The organism is Actinosynnema sp. NPDC004786 (assembly GCF_053601135.1).
In genome coordinates this window covers 1-23,789 of record NZ_JBSGBG010000041.1, presented here as the reverse complement: position 1 = coordinate 23,789, position 23,789 = coordinate 1, and the positions used below count along the sequence as shown (strand labels likewise).

The 23,789-nt window shown below is 73.6% G+C and carries 13 protein-coding genes and 1 pseudogene; 11 read left to right on the top strand and 3 right to left on the bottom strand.

Annotated features, from left to right (window positions below; genetic code table 11):
* Positions 1-2: 2 nt before the first annotated feature.
* The 6 genes and pseudogenes from ACWEFJ_RS29900 to ACWEFJ_RS29875 all read left to right on the top strand — a co-directional run.
* A pseudogene (locus tag ACWEFJ_RS29900) lies at positions 3-1,274 on the top strand (LamG domain-containing protein); the annotation flags it as partial.
* A gap of 88 nt (positions 1,275-1,362) precedes the next feature.
* On the top strand, positions 1,363-4,095 hold the full coding sequence (locus ACWEFJ_RS29895; RefSeq protein ID WP_449715742.1) for a LamG domain-containing protein: 2,733 nt from the start codon (positions 1,363-1,365) through the stop codon (positions 4,093-4,095).
* Positions 4,096-4,117: 22 nt separating this feature from the next.
* Positions 4,118-10,246 carry an RHS repeat-associated core domain-containing protein gene (locus ACWEFJ_RS29890; RefSeq protein ID WP_449715741.1) on the top strand — a complete coding sequence of 2,043 codons (6,129 nt, stop codon included), beginning with the start codon at positions 4,118-4,120 and terminating at the stop codon, positions 10,244-10,246.
* Entirely contained in the window at positions 10,243-10,824 is a 582-nt protein-coding gene (locus ACWEFJ_RS29885) for a hypothetical protein (RefSeq protein WP_449715740.1), read from the top strand. Before ACWEFJ_RS29890 ends, ACWEFJ_RS29885 begins: the two co-directional genes overlap by 4 nt.
* Before the next feature lie 138 nt (positions 10,825-10,962).
* Positions 10,963-11,121 carry a hypothetical protein gene (locus ACWEFJ_RS29880; RefSeq protein ID WP_449715739.1) on the top strand — a complete coding sequence of 53 codons (159 nt, stop codon included), beginning with the start codon at positions 10,963-10,965 and terminating at the stop codon, positions 11,119-11,121.
* A 5-nt stretch (positions 11,122-11,126) separates the two neighbouring features.
* Positions 11,127-12,350 (top strand): MFS transporter, encoded by a 1,224-nt coding sequence (locus ACWEFJ_RS29875; RefSeq protein ID WP_449715738.1) that lies wholly within the window; start codon positions 11,127-11,129, stop codon positions 12,348-12,350.
* 6 nt (positions 12,351-12,356) lie between these two features.
* Here ACWEFJ_RS29875 and ACWEFJ_RS29870 read toward each other — a convergent pair whose 3' ends face one another.
* Positions 12,357-13,958 carry an ABC-F family ATP-binding cassette domain-containing protein gene (locus ACWEFJ_RS29870; protein WP_449715778.1) on the bottom strand — a complete coding sequence of 534 codons (1,602 nt, stop codon included), beginning with the start codon at positions 13,956-13,958 and terminating at the stop codon, positions 12,357-12,359.
* Between the two features lie 16 nt (positions 13,959-13,974).
* Positions 13,975-15,612, bottom strand: coding sequence for a ribosomal protection-like ABC-F family protein (gene abc-f / locus ACWEFJ_RS29865; RefSeq protein ID WP_449715737.1), 1,638 nt, complete (start codon positions 15,610-15,612; stop codon positions 13,975-13,977).
* Between the two features lie 295 nt (positions 15,613-15,907).
* Between abc-f and ACWEFJ_RS29860 the strand changes: the two genes are divergently transcribed.
* The gene (locus ACWEFJ_RS29860) at positions 15,908-16,597 is read left to right on the top strand and encodes an alpha/beta fold hydrolase (RefSeq protein WP_378090663.1); all 690 of its coding nucleotides are present in this window, start codon (positions 15,908-15,910) and stop codon (positions 16,595-16,597) included.
* Between the two features lie 205 nt (positions 16,598-16,802).
* On the opposite strand, the gene ACWEFJ_RS29855 is transcribed toward ACWEFJ_RS29860, so the two are convergent.
* Complete coding sequence (locus ACWEFJ_RS29855) at positions 16,803-18,692, bottom strand: multicopper oxidase family protein (protein WP_449715736.1); 1,890 nt, start codon at positions 18,690-18,692, stop codon at positions 16,803-16,805.
* Between the two features lie 215 nt (positions 18,693-18,907).
* On the opposite strand from ACWEFJ_RS29855, the gene ACWEFJ_RS29850 reads away from it, so the two are divergent.
* The 4 genes from ACWEFJ_RS29850 (at position 18,908) to ACWEFJ_RS29835 (ending at position 23,680) form a co-directional block, all read left to right on the top strand.
* Positions 18,908-19,750, top strand: a complete 843-nt coding sequence (locus ACWEFJ_RS29850; protein ID WP_449715735.1) for a class I SAM-dependent methyltransferase — start codon at positions 18,908-18,910, stop codon at positions 19,748-19,750.
* A 130-nt stretch (positions 19,751-19,880) separates the two neighbouring features.
* A complete protein-coding gene (locus ACWEFJ_RS29845) occupies positions 19,881-21,848 on the top strand; it encodes an APC family permease (protein ID WP_378097772.1) in 1,968 nt (655 codons plus the stop codon).
* Between the two features lie 126 nt (positions 21,849-21,974).
* Entirely contained in the window at positions 21,975-22,457 is a 483-nt protein-coding gene (locus ACWEFJ_RS29840; protein WP_449715734.1) for a DUF4396 domain-containing protein, read from the top strand.
* Between the two features lie 230 nt (positions 22,458-22,687).
* Positions 22,688-23,680 (top strand): NAD-dependent epimerase/dehydratase family protein, encoded by a 993-nt coding sequence (locus ACWEFJ_RS29835; RefSeq protein WP_449715733.1) that lies wholly within the window; start codon positions 22,688-22,690, stop codon positions 23,678-23,680.
* The last annotated feature ends 109 nt before the right edge of the window (positions 23,681-23,789 follow it).

Genomic DNA, 23,789 nt, shown 5'->3' with positions numbered 1-23,789 from the left:
CCGTGCACGACCGCGCCCTGACCGAGGACGAGGTGCGCGCCGAGGTGCGTCGCGACGGCGTGCAGGTCGCGCACTGGCGCTTCGAGGAGGCGGCCGGGACGGTCGCCGCCAACTCCGTGCCGTCCGGCGCGGCCGCGACGGCGACCGGGGGAGCGGAGTTCGCGGCGCGGCAGGTCGACGGCGACGTGGTGGTCGACCGCGTGCTGCGGCTGGACGGCGTCAGCGGCCACGCGGCCACCGAGGGTCCCGCGATCCGCCCGGACAAGAGCTTCACCGTGTCGGCCTCCGTGGTGCTCGCCGACCTCGACGGTCCGGACACCGTGCTGTCGCAGGACGGCCCGGACCACAGCGGGTTCGTGCTCCAGCAGCACGAGGGGCGCTGGGCGTTCGGCGTGATGAGGCAGGACGGCAGCGGCTGGGACGCGGTCGCGCGCAGCGCCGCCGGGTCGGCGGTGGCCGGCACGCCCACCCACCTGACGGGCGTGTTCGACTCGGCCACCAGGAAGGCGACGCTGTACGTCAACGGCCAGGACCCGGTCGTCAGCGCGGCCGCCGCGCAACCGCCGTGGGACGCCGACGGTCCGTTCGCCCTGGGCCGCGCCAAAGTGGCGGGCGCCGACGCGGAGTTCCTGCACGGCGACCTGGACGAGGTGCGCGTGCACAGCCGCGCCCTGGCCGCCGACGAGGTCCGCGCGATCGTCACCCGCGACGCCCGGCCCGACCGGCGGTGGCGGCTCGACGGCACCGGCGTGGACGGCTCCGGCGGCGCCGGGGACCTCACCCCGGGCGCCGAGGTGGACTGGGTCACCGGGCAGAGCGACGTCTCCGACCCGGCCGACCTGGCCGCCCGGCTCAAGGGCACCCGCGCGTCGGCGCTCAGCGGCGCGCACGCCGTGAACACCTCGCGCGACTTCTCGGTCAGCGCGTGGGTGCGGCTCGACCAGGTCGGCGGCCACCCGGCCGTGCTGTCCCAGGACGGCCGGTCCACCAGCGCGTTCCAGCTCCAGGCGATGCCCGACGGCCACTGGGCCTTCGCGATGTTCGCCGCGGACGAGCCCGGCGGCGGCGCGCGGCACGACCGCGCCATCGGCCCGATGGCACAGCTCGGCATCTGGGCGCACCTCGTCGCCACCTACGACGCCGGGCACGACCGCATGGCGCTCTACGTCAACGGCGAGCAGGCGGCGACCGCCACCCACTCCAACGCGTGGGATTACGCGGCGGGCGCCTTCAAGGTCGGCCAGGCGCAGTGGAACGGCTCGGCGGTGGACTTCTTCCCCGGCGCGGTCGACGACGTGGAGGTGCACGGCAGGCTGCTGTTCGCCGACGAGATCCGCGAAGGCCGGGCGCGACCTCAACCTCGTGCACAAGTGGCAGTTCGACGAGGGCGCCGGCCAGAGCGCGGGCGACTCCGTCGGCGCGGGCACCGGCACGCTGACCGGCGGCGCGGCCTACGCGCCCGGCCGGTTGGGCAACGCGGTCGCCTTCGACGGCGTGGACGACGCCGTGTCCACCACCGCGGTGCCGCGCACCGACCAGGACTTCACCGTCTCGGCGTGGGTGCAGCTCACGAGCAACCAGTGCCCGACCACGCGGTGCAAGCGGGTCGCGGTGAGCCAGGACGGCGACCGCAACAGCAAGTTCCGGCTCGGGTTCGTCAAGGACCGCGACCACCCGTACGGCAACTGGCTGTTCGAGATGCCGGAGACCGACACCGACACCACCCGCGTCACCGTGGCCGCGGTGTCGGCCGAGTCGTCCGACTTCGGGGCCGACGTGTGGGTGCACCTGGTCGGCGTCTACGACCGGTCGGCCGGGCGGGTGCTGCTGTTCGTCAACGGCAACCGGGTCGGCGAGGGCGCGGTGCGGTCGACCTGGCAGGCCGGCGGCGGCGTGCAGCTCGGCCGCGGCAGGCTGGCTGGCGTCCCGGCCGAGCCGTGGACGGGCCGGGTGGACGACGTCCGGGTGCTCACCGGGTCGCTGCCCGACGAGGGCGTGTTCGCCCTCTACGCGTCCTACCCGACCGCGGACCAGCCCGCCGCGCAGCTCCCGGCGGCCGACCGCGCCCACTGGAAGATGGAGGAGAAGTCCGGCGCGACCGCGGCCGACAGCTCCGGCCAGGGCCGCACCCTCACCTTCACCGGCGCCTCCGGCTGGATCGGCGGGCGCACCGGTGGCGGCGCGTGGCTCGACGGCAGCACCGCCTCCGGCGAGACCGCCGGGCCGGTCGTCCGCACCGACCGGAGCTTCTCGGTCGCGGCGTGGGTGTACCTGGACGGCGACCCGTCGGGCGACCGCGCCGTGCTCGCCCAGGAGGGCACCCGGGCCAGCGCGTTCTCGCTGCAGTACCGCGCCGCGTCCCGCAAGTGGGCCGTGACCATGACCTCGGCGGACCAGGACAACCCGACCACCGTGCTGCTGGAGTCCGTCGACGTGGCGCCGGCGGCGAAGTGGACGCACGTGGCCGCGGTGTACGACGCCGACCCCACCCGCAGGCACCTGCGGCTCTACGTCGGCGGCGTGCTCGTCGCGGTGCGCACCGGCGTGGTCGGCTGGGACGCCACCGGCCCGTTCACCGTCGGCCGGCACAAGCAGAACGGCGTCAAGACCGGCTACTTCCCGCGCGGCATCGACGACGTGCGCGTGTTCGGCAGGGCGCTCACCGACGGCGAGGTCGCCGAGGTCCACGACGACGTCGTGCTCAACGACTTCGGGCTGTGGCGGTTCGACGACAACGACGGCCGGGACAGCACCTGGCGCAACAACGCCCTCACGTTCCACAACGGCGTGTCGTACGTGCCGGGCGTGATCGGCAACGCGCTCAAGCTGGAGGGCGGCTCGTCCGCGTCCACCGCCTACAGCGGCGTCAACACCCGCGACAGCTTCACCGTCAGCGCGTGGGCCCGGCTGGAGCGCGACGACCGGACGTACACCGTGCTGAGCCAGGACGGCACGCGCGTCAGCGGGTTCGTGCTGCAGTACCGGCCCGAGTCCCGCCGGTGGGTGTTCGCCGCACCGGGCCAGGACGCCGACAACGCGCCGCTGGTCCAGGCGTCGTCCGCCGAACCCGCGCGGCTGTGGGAGTGGACCCACCTCGCCGGTGTCTACGACCACACCGCCGGGCAGCTGCGGCTGTACGTCGACGGCAAGCAGGCCGGTGTCGTGGACGCCCGGCTGTGGGCCGCCGACGGCGCGCTGGGCATCGGGCGCGCCAAGGCCAAGGGCGGCGTGGCCGACCAGTTCGCCGGGCTGATCGACGAGGCGCGCATCGAGGCGGGCATCGTGCCCGACGACAAGCTCCTGGTGCGGGGCACCTACGCCGCGCCGGCGAAGGGGCAGCTCGGCCGGTACGTCGACCAGGCCGGCAAGCACCACACCGGCAGCACCGACACCGCCCCGCCCGCCGGGTACCGGTACGAGGGCACGCTCGGCATGCCCGTGCCAGCGAGCCACCCGAACACCCGGCCGCTGTACGCCTGCGACTCCGGGACCGACCTGTTCACCTCCGCGCAGGCCGACTGCGAGGGCGCGACGAAGGTCGCCGACATCGGCCGCGTGTACGCGGTCAAGCCGACGAACGTGCCGACCGCCCCGCTGCACCGGTGCGTGGTCGCCGGCGACCGCTTCGACTCGCTGTCCACCACATGCGAGGGCCAGACCAAGGAGCAGCTGCTGGGTTACGTGCTCGCCTACGCGCCGCTGACCCGCTACATCGCCACGATGATCCCCTGGGACCACTGGAGCAGCGTGCAGGGCGTGACCCCGGGCTACCGCTACGAGGGCGTCCTCGGCTGGGTCACCACCGAGGCCGAGCCGAACACGGTCGCGCTGTACGCGTGCCGCACCGGCACGGACGTGTTCAGCTCGCTGGACCCGGCCTGCGAGGGCGGGACGAAGGTCTCGAACCTCGGCCGGATCTGGACCGCGCCACCGCCCGGCGTGAGCAGCCTGCCGCTCAGCCGGTGCCTGCAGAGCGGGACCGCCAACCGGTTCGACTCGACCGCCACGTGCGACGGCCAGCAGGTCCAGCAACGGCTCGGCTACGTGCTGGCGAGCCCGCCCAACACCACCACCCCGACCTTCCCCGCCGCCTGACCGGGTTCACCCAGGAGGAAGCATGCGATCGGCCAGACGCGCCCTGACCAGGGCCCTGACCGTGGTGCTCGCCCTGTCCACCGCCACCGGCGTGGCGCAGCCCGCCCTGGCGGCCACCGGACCGTCGGTGGACGCGTCGGACGTCGCCTCGGTGCCGGTCACCAACGCGACGATGGCATCGCGGCCGACGGACGAGGCGACCACCCGGGCGTTGAAGAACGACCAGCCACCGGCGGGCGCCGCCAAGGACGGCGGCGGGTCGTTCGCCGCCACCCCGCTGGCGGCGTCGGCCACCTGGGGCGTCTCCGCGCAGAGCGGTGACTTCACGTGGTCCTACCCGCTGCGCGTGCCGCCCTCGCCGGGCGGGTTCACGCCCTCGCTCGCGCTGTCCTACCGGTCGTCGGCGGTGGACGGCCTGACCAGCGCGACCAACAACCAGCCGTCCTGGGTGGGCGACGGCTGGGACCTGTCGGCCGGGTTCATCGAGCGGGTCTACGGCGGCTGCGCCCAGGACGACGAGGGCGGCACGACGCCGCCCGAGACCGGCGACCTGTGCTGGCGCAGCGACAACGCCATCGCCTCCTACCCCGGCGGCGGTGGTCCGCTGGTCCGCGACGACGCCACCGGCGGGTGGCGGCTCAAGTCCGACAACCGGTCCCGCGTGGAGCGGGTCACGGTCAACGGCAACGGCGACAACGACGGCGAGTCGTGGAAGATCACCTCCGTCGACGGCACGCAGTTCTTCTTCGGGTCGCGGACCGACGCCAGGTCGACCTGGACGGTGCCGGTGTTCGGCGACGACGCCGGCGAGCCGTGCCACGCCTCGACGTTCGCCGCCTCCTCGTGCGACCAGGCGTGGCGGTGGAACCTGGACAAGGTCGTCGACGCGCGCGGCAACGTCATCCTCTACAGCTACGAGACCGAGACCAACAACTACGGCCGCAACATGGCGGACGCGGCGGCGTCCTACGTCCGCGCGGGCACGCTCAAGCGGGTCGAGTACGGCCTGCACGAGGACCTGACCGACCCGGCGACCGGCCGGGTGGAGTTCGGCCTGGCGGACCGCTGCGTGCCGGGGTCCACGTGCGCGCTCGACCGGCCGGAGAACTGGCCCGACGTGCCGCTGGACCGGCGGTGCGACACCGGCACGTGCGCGGACCGGCACTCGCCGACGTTCTGGTCGACCAAGCGGCTGGCCACCATCACCACGCAGGTCCGCCGCGGCGCCGCCTGGAGCGACGTGGACCGGTGGACGCTGCGGCACGAGTACCCCAAGGCGGACGAGGAGTACAACGCGGCCCTGTGGCTCAAGGGCATCACGCACACCGGCCTGGTCGGCGGTGAGCTGTCGCTGCCCGAGGTGACGTTCGAGGGCGCCGCCATGCCCAACCGGGTGGACACCCCGACCGGCATCGGGCCGCTCAACCGCTACCGCGTCACCGGAGTGATCTCCGAGGCGGGCGGCGTGACCACCGTCAAGTACGCGCCGCCGGACTGCGTGCCCGGCACCTCCATGCCCGGCGCGGCCGAGCACAACACGCTGCGCTGCTACCCGGTGACCTGGACCAGGAAGGACTACGCCGAGCGCACCGACCACTTCCACAAGTACGTGGTCGAGTCGATCACCACCTCCGACCGCATGGCCGCGAGCGCCGAGCAGGTCGTGTCCTACGAGTACTTCGACGGCGCGGGCTGGCGCTACGACCGCTCCGAGTTCACCGAGGACGACAAGCGCACCTGGAACGAGTTCCGCGGGTACGGCCGGGTCCGCACCCGGACCGGCGTGGCAGCCGAGACCAGCGGGCCGGTCACCATGACCGAGCAGCGCTTCTACCGGGGCATGCACGGTGACCACCTGCCCGGCGGCACGCGCGCGGCGACCGTCACCGACACCGAGGGCGCCTCCCACGAGGACCACGACTGGCTCGCCGGCTTCCGCTTCGAGTCGGTCACCCACGACGGCACCGGCGACGGCGTCGTCGGCAAGGAGATCACCACGCCGGTCTGGGCCGGACCGACGGCGACCCGCGGCGAGATCAAGGCGTACTTCGTCGCGCGCGGCTCCACCACCACCCACACCGCCCTGCGCGCCGGCGGGTGGCGCAAGACCGAGGTCGCGACCTCGTACGACGACCACGGCCAGCCGCACGTGGTCAACGACCTGGGCGACGTGGACCGGTCCGACGACGACCGCTGCACCCGCACGAGCTACACGGCCGACCAGGGCCGGTGGATGTGGTCCTACCCGACGCAGGTGGAGACGGTCGCGGTGGCCTGCACGGCCACGCCGACGTACCCGGCCGACGCGTTGTCCGGCGCCCGCACCACCTACGACGCCGACGGCAACGCGACCCAGGTCGAGGCGCTCGACCAGCGACCGGCGTCCGGGCCGCGGTTCGTGGTCAAGACCAAGACCACCTACGACGTCTACGGCCGCCCGCTGACGGTCAAGGACGCCGCGGACAACACCACGACCACCGCGTACGTGCCCGCCACGGGCGGCGCGGCGACCGAGGTCGTCACCACCAACGCGCTCGGCCACAGCGGCACCACCACCGTCGAACCCGCCTGGGGCGTGCAGACCAAGGCGGTGGACGCCAACGAGAACGTGGTGGAGGCCGACCTCGACCCGCTCGGGCGGACGGTGCGGGTGTGGCAGGCCAACCGGTGGCGCGAGGACTACCCGGACGAGCCCAGCACGACCATCGCCTACGACATCCGCAACGACGCCCCCAGCTCCGTGACGACCAGCTCGGTCGGGCCGAACGGCAACTACCTGACCAGCACCACGCTCTACGACGGGCAGTACCGGGTCCGGCAGGCGCAGTCGCCCACCGAGGGCGGGCGGCTGATCGTGGACACGCGCTACGACTCGCAGGGCCGCGTCACGCGGACCACGCAGCCGTTCTTCAACGCCCAGCCCGTCGACCAGCGGCTCGTCGTGCCGTCGGAGGTAGGCGTGCCCGGCCTGACGCGGGCGCGGTACGACGGCGCCGGCCGTCCGATCGCGTCGATCTTCCAGGGCGGCGGCCAGGAGCTGTGGCGGACCACCACCTCCTACGGCGGCGACCGCGTCGACGTCGTCCCGCCGCAGGGCGGCACGCCGACCACCACGATCACCGACGCCCGCGGCCAGACCACCGAGCTGTGGCAGTACCGCGGCGCGACCGCCATGGGCGCGCACGACACCGCCCGCTACGGCTACACCAAGGCCGGTCAACTGGCTTCCACCACCGACGAGGCGGGCAACACCTGGCGGTGGACCTACGACCTCCAGGGCCGCCAGACCGGCTCCGAGGACGTGGACAAGGGCCCGTCCACCATGACCTACGACGCGCTCGGCCGGCTGGAGACGGTCACCGACGCCCGCGGCACCACGCTGAGGTACGGCTACGACGCGTTGCACCGCCGCAAGACCGTGCACTCCGGCTCGACGCTGCTGGAGGAGTTCACCTACGACACCGCGCTGTACGGGCTCGGGCAGCCGGAGTCCTCCACCCGCTACGTCAACGGCAACGCGTACACCACCGTGGTGCGCGCCTACACCGGGCTGTACCAGCCGATCCAGGCCGAGGTCGTCATCCCCGCCGTGGAAGGGGCGCTCAAGGGCACCTACCGCACGGAGTTCACCTACAAGCCGGACGGCTCACCGGCCGGCGTGGCGTACGGCGCGATGGCGGGCCTGGCGTCGGAGACGGTGCTGTACACCTACGACGACCTCGGCCGGCCGATCATGTCGAGCGGCGGGCTCAGCGGCTCCGGCACGGAGAGGCTGGTCACCGACGCCAAGTACACCCGCTACGGTGAGCCGTACCGGTTGCAGCTCGGCGACGCCGGCAAGCGGATGTGGCACTCGCAGTACTATGAGCAGCACGCCCGGCGGGTGGAGCGCGTCATCGTGGACGCCGAGGTCGCCTCGCCCATGCAGGCCGACCTGCGCTACACCCGGAACCCGGCCGGCTCGATCACGTCCGTCACGGACGCCACGATCGGCCGACCGGTCGACCGCCAGTGCTTCGCCTACGACCACGTCCAGCGGCTGACCGAGGCGTGGACCCCGTCCGGCGGCTGCGACACCGCGCCGGCCACGTCGTCGCTGACCGGTCCGGCGCCGTACTGGCACTCGTACACCTACGACGCGGCGGGCAACCGGCGCGTCGAGGTGCAGCACGCCGCGTCCGGCAACGTCACCCGCACCTACGACTACCCGGCGGCCGGCACGCCCCGCCCCCACGCGGTGTCGTCGGTGAAGACGGAGGCCCCCGGCGGCACGACCCTGGACCAGTACGGCTACGACGCCCTCGGCAACACCACCTCCCGCCCCGGCCAGGTGCTGGAGTGGGACGTCGAGGGCAAGCTCGTCAAGGTCACCGCGGCCGGCAAGGTGTCGGAGTTCCTGTACGCCGCCGACGGCACGCGGCTGATCCGCCGTGACGGCGACGCCACCACGCTGTACCTGGGCGACCAGGAGCTGCGGCTGGCCAAGGGTGCCACCACGCCCACGTCGACCAGGTACTACTCGTTCGGCGGGCGCGTGGTCGCCATGCGCGAGGGCAAGACGAACGTGTCCTGGCTCGCGTCCGACCACCAGGGCACGACGCAGCTCGCGGTGAACCGCTCGACCATGACGGTCACGCGTCGCCACCAACTGCCGTTCGGCGGCTCGCGCGGCAACCTGGTGACGTTCCCGGGCGAGCGCGGCTTCGTCGGCGGCACGAACGACGCCGCCACCGGCCTGGTCCACCTGGGCGCACGCCAGTACGACCCGGCACTGGGCCGGTTCCTCTCCGTCGACCCGCTGATGGACTCCGCCGACCCGCAGCAGTGGAACGGCTACGCCTACAGCAACAACTCGCCGATCACGTTGAGCGACCCGACCGGGATGATCCGGCAGTGCGGCCCGGACGGCGTGGGCTGCGGCGCCCGCAACGACGACAACAGCAACGCCCACAACCCGGTGGTGTACGAGCAGCGCGTCGACCGGCGCGCCCAGGTGCAGGAGCAGGTGAAGCAGTGGACGGCGAAGAACTCGCCTGCCACGGATGACGCGAACGAGCTGATCTGGAAGTGGTCCGCGTTCACGAGCCCGCAGCACCAGGGCTTCTGGAACAACAGCATGGGCGACGGGCACTACGCCTGCTTCGGCCGTCGCGGTTGCCAGGAAGCGTGGATCTACCTGCAGAACGGCGGCGACGTCGCCACGGCGAAGTCGATCGCGGCGATGTACTGCGTCGACAACCCGCAGGCGTGCGACAGCGAGAACGCCCAGGAGGAGTACGTCCTGCAGATGCAGGACGCGCTGCTGGGCAGCCTGTCGTTCGGCGCGGCCCGCGCGGCGCGAGCGCGGTGCTTCAACAGCTTCACCGGTGACACCGAAGTGCTCATGGCCGACGGCAGCACCAAGGCGATCAGCGAGGTGGAGGTCGGTGAAGAGGTCGTCGCCACCGACCCGGGAACCGGCGAGAGCGGTCCGCGCACCGTCACCGCCACCATCGTCGGGCAGGGGCGCAAGGCGCTGGTCGACCTCACGGTCGACCTCGACGGCCCGGACGGCGACCGCACCGCCACCATCACGGCCACCGACAACCACCCGATCTGGGTCGACGACCGGGGTCGGTGGGTGGACGCCGGGGATGTGGTGGCGGGAGACCTGCTCACGTCCCCGGACGGCACGACGCACACCATGCTGTCCACCCGTGCGTGGCCCCTCGTCGCACAGGTCCACAACCTCACGGTCAGCGGCATCAGCACGTACTATGTGCTCGCCGGCGACACCCCGGTCCTCGTCCACAACTGCGGGCCCGACCTCGACAAGCGCAGCGCCATGGCCGCCAGCGGCATCCGGCCGGCCCGCGGCGGGAAGTCGGGGGGCAGCCACGCCGGGTTGGAGTACGACAAGCACCAGCTCGACCCGAACCAGGTGAGCTCCAAGCGCTTCCTCCCGAGGGTCGGAGGCAGGAAGGACGACCTCGACTTGGCAGGTCAGAAGCTGTTGGACGAGATCACGCTTCACCCGAGGGGCGTGGAGGAGGTCGTGACCGGCGGCATCTTCCCCGGGGGCACGAGGATCATCATGCCCAACGGGTGGGGCGCCGTGTTCGACGTGGACGGGAACTTCCAGTTCTTCGGCTCGTTCAGGTACCCCGGATGAACCCGACGCTGATCCTGCGATCGTCCACGGACCGGATCGACCGGCTCCGCGCCGAGTTCATCGGCGCGGAGATCGTGGGGGCCTACTACCTTCAGACGGTGCACGGGGGGCTCACCTCGTTGCCGTCCGACGACGTGCACGGGATCGACATCGCGGTGGTCCTGCACCTGTCCACCGGGGTGTTCTCGATCGAGTGGGACCGCGACGACCTGGTCGAAGGGCTCTCCGTCGAGCCTTCGTCGGTCCCCGAGTCGTCGGACTACCGGATCGTCGTGCCGGCGAGCCGGTCCCCGCAGTGGCAGGACCTCCTCGGCGGGGTGATCACCGACCTGCACCTGATGTGGCAGGTCTCGGAGAAGGACTGCCCGGAGAGCCTGTGGTCCCTGCGCCTTGGGGTCGACTCCGCGAAGCACGTGGTGATCGCGCTCGGTGAGCTGACCGAGGACGGTGGTCCGACGTACCACCCGGACGGGCTGGTGGTGATGTTCGACGGGCCGACCGCGTCGTCCTACCGGCCACCGGGCGCGAACGGCAGCGCGTGGCGCGACGACGGCCGCGAGGGGTCCACTGTGGACTGATCCTGCTTCCGGCCCGGCCGCGGTCGTGGCGCGTTAGATTGACCTCGTGCGGTTGGAGGACGTGGTCGGGTTCGGTCGGGAGCGGAGCCCCTCGTCACGGCGGTTGACCATTTGCCCGGCGGGGCGCCGGGTGCGGCGGTGGCGTTCACCGGCGGTGCCATGATCGGCCGGTCGACCTCGGGAACGACCTGGTCCGCGCCCTGGACGACCTGCGACGCGGCGACGGCGCCCGGCTACGTCGTGCCGCAGGAGTGGGCGACGGCGTTCGAGGCCGACCGCGCCCGCGCCGGGGTCTGACCGCCATGCCGATCACCAGCGCGTGGGCCGCGTTGCGGGTGCGCGACATCCGGCTCTACGTGATCGGGTTGACGCTGTCGCTGTTCGGCGACTCGGTGTTCCTCGTGGTCGCCGGCATCTGGGTCAAGGACCTCACCGGCAGCGACGGCGCGGCCGGCATGGTGAACTTCTGCATCTGGGCGCCGTCGTTGATCGGGCCGGTGTTCGCCCTGGCGGCCGACCGCATGCCGCGACGCCGGCTGCTCGTGATCGTCAACGTCGGCGCGGCGGTGGCGTTGTTGCCGCTGCTCGCGGTGGACCGCGCCGGGCTGGTGTGGGTCGTCTTCGCGGTGATGACGGTCTACGGGGTCGTCTACGCGCTGATCGGGGCCGCCGAACCGGCGCTGATGTCCACGCTCGTCCCCGAGGAGCACCTCGGCGGCTACAACAGCGCTCGGCTGACGTTGTCGGAGGGGTTCAAGCTGCTCGGCCCGGCGGCCGGCGCGGCGATCTACGCGGCCTTCGGCGGTCCGGCGGTGGCCGTGCTCGACGCGGTCACGTTCCTGGCGGCGGCGCTGGCGCTGTCGTTGATGACCTTCCGGGAACCGCCCGTCACCACCACCGCCCGCAAGCACTGGTGGCGCGAGCTGCGCGCCGGGATCGACCGGATCGTCACGGTGGCGCCGCTGCGCCGGCTGGTCGTCGGCTCGGCGGTGGTGTTCGGTTTCGGCGGCCTGCTGACCTCCTACGCCTACGCCGTGGTCGAGTTCGGCCTCGGCCGGTCGCCGGAGTTCGTCGGCGTCGTGGTGACCGCGCAGGGCCTCGGTTCCGTGCTGGGCGGCCTGGTCGCGCCGGCCCTGATGCGCCGCCGGGGCGAGGTGGGCCTGGTGGGCGCCGGCATGCTGGTCGCCGCGACCGGGTGCCTGCTGACCGCCCTGCCGCCGTCGGTGTGGGTGATCCTGGCCGGCGCGGCGCTGCGCGGTTTCGGCCTGCCGTGGCTGCTGATCGGCGCCACCACCCTGATCCAGCGCACCACCCCGCACGACCTGCAGGGCCGCACCGGCAGCGCCGCGTTCACCGCCTCGTTCATCCCGTCGACCCTGGCCATCCCGCTCGGCGCGGTCCTGGTCGAACTCCTCCACTACCGGGTGCTGTTCGGGGCCGCCGCCGCGGGCACGGCCGCCTGCGCCGCCTGCACCCTGCGGTCGCGCGGCGCTCCGCCCACCGACCGGTCGGCGGAGCCCGCGTAGCGCCGCTCACCCCACCGGGTCGACGCGGAACTCCGTGCCGCGCCACCGCGCGCGCAGCCGGCGGTCGTGCCCGGCCAGGACGACGGAGCCGGGGCCGGGGCCCAGGGCGTCCTCCAGCTCGTCGCACAACGCCGGGGACAGGTGGTTGGTCGGTTCGTCCAGCAGCAGCAGTTCCGGCGGGTCGGCCACCACCAGGGCCAGCGCCAGGCGGCGCCGCTGGCCCACCGACAGCTCGCCGACCGGCCTGTCGGCGTCCCACTCGGACAGCAGCCCGAGCGACCGCAGCGGCACGGCCGCGGCGCGGGCCGGACCCAGGGCGGACTCGTAGGTGGCCCGCGCGGTGCGGTCCGGGTGGTCGAAGCGCGTGTCCTGGGCCAGGAGGCCGACCCGCAGGTCGGGGCGTCGCCGCACGCCCGGCGGGTCCAGCAGGCCCGCCAGCACGAGCAGCAGGGTGGACTTGCCCGCGCCGTTCGGTCCGGTGACGAGCAGCCGGCCCGCGGCGGGCACGTCGAGGTGGTCCACGGCCAGCCGGCCGGGCACGCGGACGTCCCGCAGCGACACCACCACCTCGCCGGCCGCCTGCTCCGCCGGCGCGTCCGGGCGGAAGCGCAGCGGGGTCGGCGGCGGGGGGACCTGTCGGCGCTCCAGCTCCGCCAGTCGCCGCGCGGTGTTGCGGACGCGGCGCGCGATCTGGTTCTGCACGCGACCCGCCCGGTGCCCGTAGCCCATCTTCTCGTTGTCGCGCGGGCCCCGGTCCGGCGCGACCCGGCGCGTCGTCACGCCGAGCGCCTCCCGCAGGGCGGCGAGCTGTTCCTGTTCCGCGGCGTGGCGCTCCTGCCACCGGGCCCGTTGCGCGCGTTTCTCCGCCAGGTACGCGCTGTAGTTGCCGCCGTAGCGCACCGGACCGCCCGGCGCGGGGTCGAGGTCGATCACGTCCGTGCACACCGCGTCGAGGAACGCCCGGTCGTGGCTCGCCACCACCACGGTCCCCGGCAGGCCGCGCAACTGCTCCTCCAGGAAACCCGCCGCGTCGTCGTCCAGGTGGTTGGTGGGCTCGTCCAGCAGCAACGCGGACGGCCTGCGGACCACCAACGCCGCCAACGCCAACCGCGCGCGTTGGCCGCCCGAGAGCGACGCGAGCGCGCGGTCGCGCCCGACGTCGCCCAGGCCGAGGCCGGTGAGCACCACGTCGGCCCGCCGGTCGGCGTCCCACGCCTCCTGCCGCTGCGCTTGGTCCAGCCGCTCGGCGTACCCGGCGAGCAGGTCCGGGTCGTCCGGCGACGCGGCGAGCAGACCGGCGAGCCGGTCCAGCTCCGCGAGGGCTTCCCGCGCGTCCGCCAACGCGTCGTCCAGCACGTCGGCGACCGCGGCCCGCGGGTCGAACGCCAGTTCCTGGCGCAGGTAGCCGAGGTCCGGCGGCCGCTCGACGTGCCCGCGGTCGGGCCGGTCCACCCCTGCGAGCACCCGCAGCAGCGTGGACTTCCCGACGCCGTTCTCGCCGATCAGGCCGATCCGACGGCCCGGCGAGGCGGTGAGCGAGACCCCGTCGAGGACCCGCCGACCACCCAGGACGCGCACGAGGTCGTGCGCGCGCAATGCCGCTTGCACCACGTCCGCCCCCGGTTCAGCCGGCCGCGGTGGGCTCGGGCGCGTCCAGCAGCCGGCCGCCGTCGAGCCGCAGCCGCCGGGTGATCCCGATCCGGGCGAGGAACCGCTCGTCGTGGCTGACGACCACGAACGCGCCCTGGTAGGCGTTGAGCGCGCGTTCCAACTGCCCGGCGCTGACCAGGTCGAGGTTGTTCGTGGGCTCGTCCAGCAGCAGCAGTTGCGGCGCGGGCTCGCCGAACAGGACGCACGCCAGCGTGGCGCGCAGCCGTTCGCCCCCGGAGAGAACGCCGACCGGGAGGTGCGCCCGCGCGCCCCGGAACAGGAACCGCGCCAGCAGGTTCATCCGCTCGGCCGGCGGCATCGCCGGGGCGAACGCGGCCAGGTTCTCGGCCACCGTGCGGTCGCCGTCGAGCAGGTCCAGGCGCTGCGACAGGTAGGCGATCCGGCCGTCGGCCCGCTTGACCTCGCCGCCGCGCGGTTCCAGGTCGCCGTGGACGATCCGCAGCAGGGTGGACTTGCCGACGCCGTTGGGCCCGGTGAGCGCGATCCGCTCCGGGCCGCGGATCGCCAGGTCCACGCCCTCGCCCGCGAACAGCTCCCGCTCGCCGTGCCCGGCGCGCAGCCGTTCGCCCAGGAAGAGCGTCCGCCCGGCGGGCACGGCGGTCTGCGGCAGCTCCACCGCGATCGCCTGCTCGTTGCGCAGCGCCTTCTCGGCCTCGTCCAGCCTGGCCTTGGCCGCGTCGACGCGGGCCGCGTGCGTCCCGCTCGCCTTGCCCGCCGACTCCTGCGCGTTGCGCTTCATGGTCCCGGCGAAGATCCGGGGCAGCCCCGCGTTGCCGAGGTTGCGCGCCGCGTTGCCCGCCCGGCGCGCGGCCCGTTCGCGGGCCTGCTGCATCTCCCGCTTCTCCCGCCTCAGCTCCTGCTCGACGTTGCGGACGTTCTTCTCGGCCACCTCCCGCTCGGCCTCGACCGCCTGCTCGTAGTCGGTGAAGTTCCCGCCGTGGTAGCGGATCTCGCCGCCCTCGATCTCCGCGATGCGGTCCACCCGGTCCAGCAGCGCCCGGTCGTGGCTCACCACGAGGAGGCAGCCGGCCCAGTCGTCCAGCACGTCGTGGAGCCGGTGGCGGGCGTTCAGGTCGAGGTTGTTGGTCGGCTCGTCCAGCAGCAGCACGTCCGGCCGCTTGAGCAGCTGGGCGGCGAGGCCCAGGGAGACCACCTGGCCGCCGCTGAGCGTGTGCAGGCGGCGGTCGAGGGCGAGGTCGCCGAGCCCGAGCCGGTCCAACTGGGCCCGGGTGCGCTCCTCGACGTCCCAGTCGGCGCCGATCGCGGTGAAGTGCTCCTCGTCCACGTCGCCGGACTCGACGGCGGCCAGCGCGCGCAGGACCGGCGCGATCCCGAGCACCTCGGCCACGGTCGGTTCGCCGGTGAGCGGCAGGTCTTGCGGCAGGTAGCCGAGGACGCCGTCGACCGCGACGCTGCCCGCCGACGGGCGCAGCTCACCGGCGATCAGCTTGAGGAGGGTGGACTTCCCGGACCCGTTGGGCGCGACGAGCCCGGTGCGGCCGGACGGGACGGTGAAGGACAGCCCGTCGAACACGGGCGTGTCGTCGGGCCAGGAGAAGGACAGGCCGGAAACGACGATGCGACTGGACATCGGTGGGGACCTCGGGCGTGACGCGGGCACAGTGGTGCCCTGAGGGAGAAGGTGGACGACAGAAGACGGCCACGGCGGCCAAGCGCCGGCGGCCCGTCACATCCGGGGCTCACCCGGAGATGTCGTCTTCACCTGCCACGTCGGGTCTCCTCACGAACGGTTTTCCGCCCGACACCATACCAGCCGCCCCCGACGCGGTCCGATGAGCCGCGCCACGTCGTACCGGAAGCGGATCGTCCGGATCCGGGCCTACCGTGCTGCGCACCGAACGGATCCGAGGGAAGAAGACCTGATCGTGGACATCCTGCTCATCGCCGGCCTGTGGCTCGACCGGACCGCCTGGGACGACGTCGTGCCCGCCCTGGCAGCGCTCGGCCACCGCCCCGTGCCGCTCGCCCTGCCCGGACAGGGGGACGGCGCCCGCTCCGCGACCCTGGACGACCAGGTCGCCGCCGTGCTCGCCGCCGTGGACGCGTCACCCGACCGGGTGCTCGTGGTGGGGCACTCCGCCGCGTCCACGCTGGCCTGGCTGGCGGCCGACGCGCGGCCGGACCGGGTCGCCGGGACGGTGCTCGTCGGCGGCTTCCCGACCGGCGACGGCCGGCCGTACGCCGACTTCTTCGACGTGGTGGACGGCGTGATGCCGTTCCCGGGCTGGGAGCCGTTCGACGGACCGGACTCCGCCGACCTGGACGACGACGCCAAGCGCGCCTTCGCGGCCGCCGCGATCCCCGTGCCCGAGGGGGTTGCGAGAGGGGTGGTGCGCCTGACCGACGAGCGCCGCTTCGACGTGCCCGTCCTGCTCGTGTGCCCCGAGTACACGCCGGCCCGGGCGAAGGCGTGGATCGACGCCGGCGACGTGCCCGAACTGGCGCGCGCGAAGCACGTGGACTACGCCGACCTGGACTCCGGCCACTGGCCGATGCTCACCCGGCCGGTCGAACTCGCCCGCGTCCTGGCCGCGGCGGCGACCGCGGTCGCCTGAGCACCACGCCGCCCCGGGACCGGATCGCGGTCCCGGGGCGGCTTCGGCAGGCGATGCGGGCTCGAAGGGCGCTGTCCCCGCGGTCGCGGGTGTCGCCGACCGCGTCGCCGTGGTGGTGAGCCCCGGCTTCGAGGCGGCCGGGGGCGTGCGGAGGTGCTGGTGCCGTGGTGGCGAACCCCGGCCCGGACGGGCCGGCGTCCCGGGTTCAGAGGGCGTTGTTCCCGTGGCTGCGGGTGTCGCCCGCCGCTTCGCCGTGGTGGTGGCCGCCGCCGAAGCGGTGGACGTGGAAGCGCGCGGCCTCGGCGGGCATGACCACGAAGGGCCGCATCATGCCCTCGTCCTCGTGGTCGAGGATGTGGCAGTGGTACATGAAGTTGCCCGTCGCGCCGTCGAACCGGCCCGCGATGGTCAGCCACTCGCCGGGGCCGACCAGGTAGGTGTCCTTCCAGCCCTCCTCCCGCGGGTCCAGCGGCCGGCCCGGACCCGGCGCCGGCAGCGGCGCGGTCGTGCCGCCGGTGGCCACGTCGAAGCCCGGCACGTTCCCGGTCGCCGCGTCCCTCGGGTACTGGGCGCGGGTCAGCGCCTGGAACTGGGCCAGGTGGACGTGCATCGGGTGCGCGGGGCCGCCCAGGTGCACGAAGTTCCACACCGCCCAGCGGCCGTGGTCGATGAACACGCTCGTGGTGTCGTCGAACAGGCTGGCGACCCGCTCGAACGTCCGCACCCGACCGGTGTTGGGGTCGGTGAGCTGGATGATCCCGGGCGCGGGCAGCTCGGCGGGGACCTCCGCCGGGTCCGTGATCTCCCGCAGCTCCCACAGCTGCGGGTGGCCCTCGCCCCCGGTGCCGGGCGGCACCAGCGCCACGGAGACGTGGTCGTGGTCCTCCGGGACCGTGGTGCCGTGGTGCAGCCGCACGTAGGACGTCGACAGCTTCGCGGGCAGCCGGAAGCGGTCGTGCCGGTCGCGGTCCTCCACGCGGAACTGCATGACGGCCGGCTCCGGCGCCGCCGTCGGGTGCACGTTGGTCAGCCGCACGCGCCGGCCGCGCAGCCGCGAGAAGTCGACCAGCAGGTCGGCCCGCTCGGCCGGGGCGACCACCAGACCCTCGTCCGGCAGCTCGGCGGGCGCGGGCAGCAGGCCGCCGTCGGTGCCGATCTGGCGCACCGCGTCGTCCAGCGGCTCCTCCGTCCCGTCGTCGACCAGGCGCAGCTGGTAGGTGCGCGAGTTCGAGGCGTTGAGCAGCCGGAACCGGTACCAGCGGGCCTCCACGTCCAGGTGCGGCCAGATCACCCCGTTGACCAGCGTGAACGGTCCGCTGAACGGCAGGTGCAGCACCTGGCCCGCCGGCGTCGTCAGGTAGGGCACCTTGTAGAGCAGCTGCCCGGTGAGCGCGCCGTCCGCGTCGGTGTCGAGGTTGCGGTCGGTGATCAGCAGCGGCACCTCGTGCTCGCCCGAGGGCAGGCCGAGCGCGTCCTCCTCCTCGTCCCGGACCAGGTACATGCCCACCAGGCCCGCGTGCACGGTGAAGCGGGTGATCGCCATGGCGTGGTCGTGGTACCAGAGCGTGGTGGCCTGCTGCCGGTTCGGGTACTCCGCGAGCTGCGCGGCCTCCTTGAGCACCGCGTTGTGCGCCCACCCGTCGTTGCCGCCGCCGGTGAGGGCGCCGTGCAGGTGCACCACCGTCCACGACGGCAGGTCGGACACCCCCTCCACCAGCGCCACGCCCTCGGGCAGCGAGCCGTCGGCCGCGCGGAAACCCGGGCTGTTCTGCGGCCCGGAGGCGAGCGGCGCACGCACCGCCACCAGCGGGATCTTCCCCTCGATCTCGTTGGTCCACGTTACCCGCAACCGCCGGCCGCTGCGCACCTCGATGGTCGGGCCCGGGAAGTGCCCGTCGTAGGCCCACACGGCCGTGGGCGGCAACTGCGAGTGCAGGCGCACGGCCGTGCGGACCATGGTGACGGTGAGCGCGTCCTGGTGCCACCACGAGTGCGGCCGGATCACCGGCGGCACCCGCAACGGGTCGAGGAACTTCGTGAGCCCGAACGCGGGCCCCTCGGCCACGGGCGCGGACGTGCTGATGAGTTCGGTCATGAGATTTGCCCCCCGGCAACTCAGATCACGCGCGACCCACCCGCCCCCCGAGAGGCGGGTGGTGCGCTGTCCCCCCTTGCCGCGGGCCCGGCTCCCCAACCGGAACCCGCGACACCAGACAAGAGGCGGCGGACCCGGCGCTGGATACACGCCGGCCGAGAACCCGTCCGAACCCATCGGTCGACAGGGGCCGGGCGCACTGGTAGGTGTCGGTCGTGGGCTTCGATGCCGAGGTCGGGCGGATGGTGCGGGCGAACCGGGCGAACTGGGACGCGCGCACGCCGGTGCACGTGGCGAGCGAGTTCTACGGCGTCGGGCGGCGCGACCCCGAAGGCTGGTTCGCGCCGTTCGAGTGGGCGGCCCTCGGCGACCTGTCCGGCCGCGAGGTGGCGCACCTGCAGTGCCACCTCGGCGTCGAGACGATCGCGCTGGCGCGGCGGGGCGGCCGGGTGACCGGGCTGGACTTCTCGGCCGCCGCGGTGGTGGAGGCCCGGCGGATCGCCGCCGCGCACGGCGTGGAGGTCGAGTACGTGCACGCCGACGTCCACGACGCGGTGCAGCACCTCGGCGCCGGGCGGTTCGACGTCGTCTACACCGGCAAGGGCGCGTTGTGCTACCTGCCGGACCTGCCACGGTGGGCGGCGGAGGTGGCCGGGCTGCTCAAGCCCGGGGGGTTCGTCTACGTCGCCGAGTTCCACCCGCTGCTGTTCGCCTTGGGCCTCGAGCCGCGTCCCGACGAGGGGACGGCGTTGGCGCTGCGCCAGGACTACCTCGAAGGGCGCGGCGCGATCGAGCGGGACTCGACGCACACCTACACCGACGGACCGCCGTTGACCGGAGCCACGGTCGCCTACGAGTGGATGCACTCGCTCGGCGAGCTGGTCACCGCGCTGGTGGGGGCCGGGCTGCGGATCGACGGCCTCACCGAGAGCGAGCTGCTGCCGTGGCCGCGCTGGGCGCGGATGACCCGCACGGACAGCGGCTGGTGGGCACTGCCCGCCGACGAGCCCCGGATCCCCCTGATGTTCGGGCTGAAGGCGTCGAAGCCCGGTCCCTGACCGGCGGTGGTCGCGTGTCCCCCGAAACGGTGAACTCGCGGACCTCGCGGCGGCCCGGCAGGCGCTAAGGGCGCGTAAAGGGGCTCCCGGTGCGCCGCGGCGCCCTCCCCGGATGTGTGACCGTGGCGCCATGGACGCCCAGGAACTCCCGGCCCGGCTGGACAGCCCGGTCCGCCCGCCGGCGCCGTCGTCCCGGCTGGGGCGGTGGCTGCTCCGGCACCAGGTGGCCCCCGAGGGACCGGTCACCGCCGCGAGCCACGAGGAGCCGCACGCGTGGTGGAAGGTGATGTGCCTGACCGGGGTGGACTACTTCTCCACCCTGTCCTACCTGCCCGGCATCGCGGCGTTGGCCGCCGGGGCGGTCTCACCCCTGGCGACGTTGCTCATCGTGGCGCTGACCCTGTTCGGCATGCTGCCGATGTACCGGCGGGTGGCCGCGGAGAGCCCGCACGGGCAGGGTTCGGTGGCGATGCTGGAGAAGCTGCTGCCGTTCTGGCGGGGCAAGCTGTTCGTGCTCGTGCTGCTCGGGTTCGTGGCCACGTCGTGGATCATCACCATCACCCTGTCCTCGGCGGACGCCACGGTGCACCTGGTCGAGAACCCGATCAGCCCGGCCGCCCTGCACGGCCACGAAGTGCTCGTCACGGTCGTCCTGCTGCTGGTGCTGGGCGGGGTGTTCCTGCTCGGGTTCAGCGAGGCCGTCGGCGTCGCCATCCCGCTGGTGGCGGTGTTCCTGCTGCTCAACGCCGTCGTCGTGGGCGCGGGCGTGGTCGAGCTGTGGGCCGAGCCCGCGGCGCTGCACCGGTGGCTGGACGCGCTGACCTCCGGCGGCGGGATCACCGACGTGGTCGGCCCGGCGGTGCTGGCGTTCCCGCTGCTCGTGCTCGGGTTGTCCGGGTTCGAGACCGGGGTGAGCATGATGCCGCTGATCTCCTCGTCCGGCGACACCCCCGGGCAGCGGCTGGCGAGCCGGGTCCGCAACACGCGCAAGCTGCTCACCGCCGCGGCGCTGATCATGTCCGGGTACCTGGTCGCGACCAGCTTCGTCACCACGGTCCTGGTGCCCGCCGAGGCGTTCCGCCCCGGCGGCGAGGCCAACGGCCGGGCCCTGGCCTACCTGGCGCACGAGCTGCTGGGGCAGTGGTTCGGCACGGCCTACGACATCGGCAGCATCCTGATCCTGTGGTTCGCGGGCGCGTCCGCGATGGCCGGCCTGATCAACATCGTGCCCCGCTACCTGCCCGCCTACGGCATGGCCCCGGACTGGACCCGCGCCGTGCGGCCGGTGGTGCTCGTCTACACCGCCGTCTGCGTCCTGGTCACGATCATCTTCCACGCCGACGTCAACGCCCAGGCCGGCGCCTACGCCACCGGCATCCTCGCCATGATGGTGTCCGCGACGGTCGCCGTGGTGATCTCCGCCGCCCGCCGGGGCCAGCGCCGGCAGGCGGTCGGCTTCACCGCCCTCACGCTCGTGCTGCTCTACGCGCTGGTCGACAACGTCGTCGAGAAGCCGGACGGCATCACCATCTCGTTCTTCTTCATCCTCGGCATCATCGCCGTCTCGCTGGTGTCGCGGGTCGCCCGCACCACCGAGCTGCGCGTCACGCACATCGAGTTCGACGACAACGCCCGCCGGTTCGTCACCGAGTCGATCGCCCACGACGGCTCGCTGACCCTGATCTCCAACCGCCGCCAGGCCGGGGACGCCGCCGAGTACCGGGCCAAGGAGAGCCAGCAGCGCGGCCTGAACCCGGTGCCCGGCACGGCCGACGTGCTGTTCCTGGAGATCGACGTGGTGGACCCGTCGGAGTTCAGCGACGTGCTGCGGGTGCGCGGGGTGGACGTCGGGGGGCACCGCGTGCTGCGCGCCGACAGCCCGGCCGTGCCCAACGCGATCGCCGCGATCCTGCTCGCCCTGCGCGACGCCACCGGCGTCCGCCCGCACTGCCACTTCGAGTGGAGCGAGGGCAACCCGCTCGGCCACCTCCTGCGCTACCTGCTGCTCGGCCAGGGCGACACCGCGCCCGTGGTCCGCGAGATCATCCGCAGCCACGAGCCGGACCGCGACCGCCGTCCCGGCATCCACGTGGGGTGACCTGCACGGGTGCGGCGGACCGCGGTCGGTTGTGGTCGGCCGCACAGCCTGGTGGACAGCCGGCGCCACCGTGCTAGTGTCTCCTCGGTACCCCCCAGGGGTATACGGATCGGTTGAGGAGTCGAGATGCGGCACGAGCACGGTCACGAGGGTCACCACGGGCACGGCGGGGGAGTCGGCTGGGGGATGGCGGCGTCGGCGACGCTGCACTGCCTCACCGGCTGCGCCATCGGCGAGGTGCTGGGCATGGTGATCGGCACGGCCCTCGGGTGGGGCGCGGTGGCGACGATCGTGCTGGCCGTCGCCCTGGCGTTCGTCTTCGGCTACGCGCTGACCATGCGCGGTGTGCTCAAGGCCGGGGTCGGGTTCCGGCAGGCGCTGAAGGTGGCACTGGCCGCCGACACCGTGTCGATCATCGTCATGGAGGTCGTGGACAACGGCGTGATGCTCGTGGTCCCCGGCGCGATGGACGCCGGTCTGGCGACCGGGTTGTTCTGGGGCGCGCTGGCGTTGGCCTTCGCGGTCGCGTTCGTGATCACCGTGCCGGTGAACAAGTGGCTCATCGCCCGCGGCCGCGGGCACGCCGTCGTCCACGCCTACCACCACTGACCGGCAGCGGGGGACCGTCCACCGGGGCGGTCCCCCGGCTCCGGGCCGTGCCGCTGAACGCCGCCGCGGTGAGCCGGTGCCGGCCGGCGGGGATGTCGACCTGAGAGGTGCGCGGGCCCGCTCTCGGACCGGTTCGAGGCAGCCGGCTACCTGATAGCGTTGATCATCCGGCGCCGGCCGGGACCGATCATCGACGTCCGCGCTGGTCCGGCGCGGGTGGGAGGATTCCGATGGGGCGTTGGTTGGTGCTGGGCGGCACCCGGTTCCTGTCCCGGGCGGTGGCCGCCGCCGCGGTGGTGCGGGGACACGAAGTGGTCTGCGCCGCGCGGGGGGAGTCCGGGACGGTCCCCGAAGGCGCCCGGTTGGTGAAGGTGGACCGCGACACCGAGGACGCGTTGGCGCCACTGCGCGGTGAGCGGTTCGACGCCGTGGTCGACGTGGCCTTCATCTCCTACCGGTGGGTGCGGGAGGCGTTGGCCGAGCTGGGGGAGACGGCCGGGCACTGGACGTTCGTCTCGACGATGAGCGTCTACGCCGACCTGTCACGCGGTGGCGGCGGCGTGGACGACCCGGTGGTGGAACCGCGCTACACCGACCCGACGGACCCGGGGGACGTCGGCGCCTACGGGGCGATCAAGGTGGCCTCGGAGCAGGCGGTCGTGGAGGCGGTCGGGGACCGCGCGCTGGTGGTGCGCCCCGGTCTGGTCTGCGGTCCGGGCGACGAGGCCGACCGGTTCGGCTACTGGCCGGCCAGGTTCGCCCGCGGCGGGCGCGCGGTGGTGCCCGACGCGCCCGACCAACCGTGCCAACTCATCGACGTCCGCGACCTCGCCGAGTGGATCGTGCTCGCGGGCGAGCAGGGGATCACCGGCACGTTCGACGCCTGCGGCCCTCCCACCACCCTGGGCGCGGTGCTGGACGAGATCGCGGCCGCGGTCGGCGCCGCCGACCTGGAACGCGTCCCGGTGCCGCCGGAAGAACTCGCCGCGGCGGGTGTGCTGCCCTGGCAGGGCCCCCGATCGCTGCCGCTGTGGTTGCCCGACGGTTACGTGGGCGTGGTCGACCGCGACACCGGCCCGGCGCGGGCCGCCGGCCTGCGCTGCCGGCCGGTCGCCGAGACGGCCCTGGCCGCGCTGGACCACGAACGCGCCCTCGGCGTCGATCGCGAGCGGCAGGCCGGCCTGTCGGCGGCGGAGGAGGCCGAACTGCTGGCCGGGCGGTGAGGATCGGGCCCGGGGGCCGTGCCTGCCGGAGCCGTGGACGAACGACCGGACCCGGTGTCGCGCGGGGCGCCCGGCGGGGGGGGGGGCGCTGGCCCACGTCCGTGGCCAC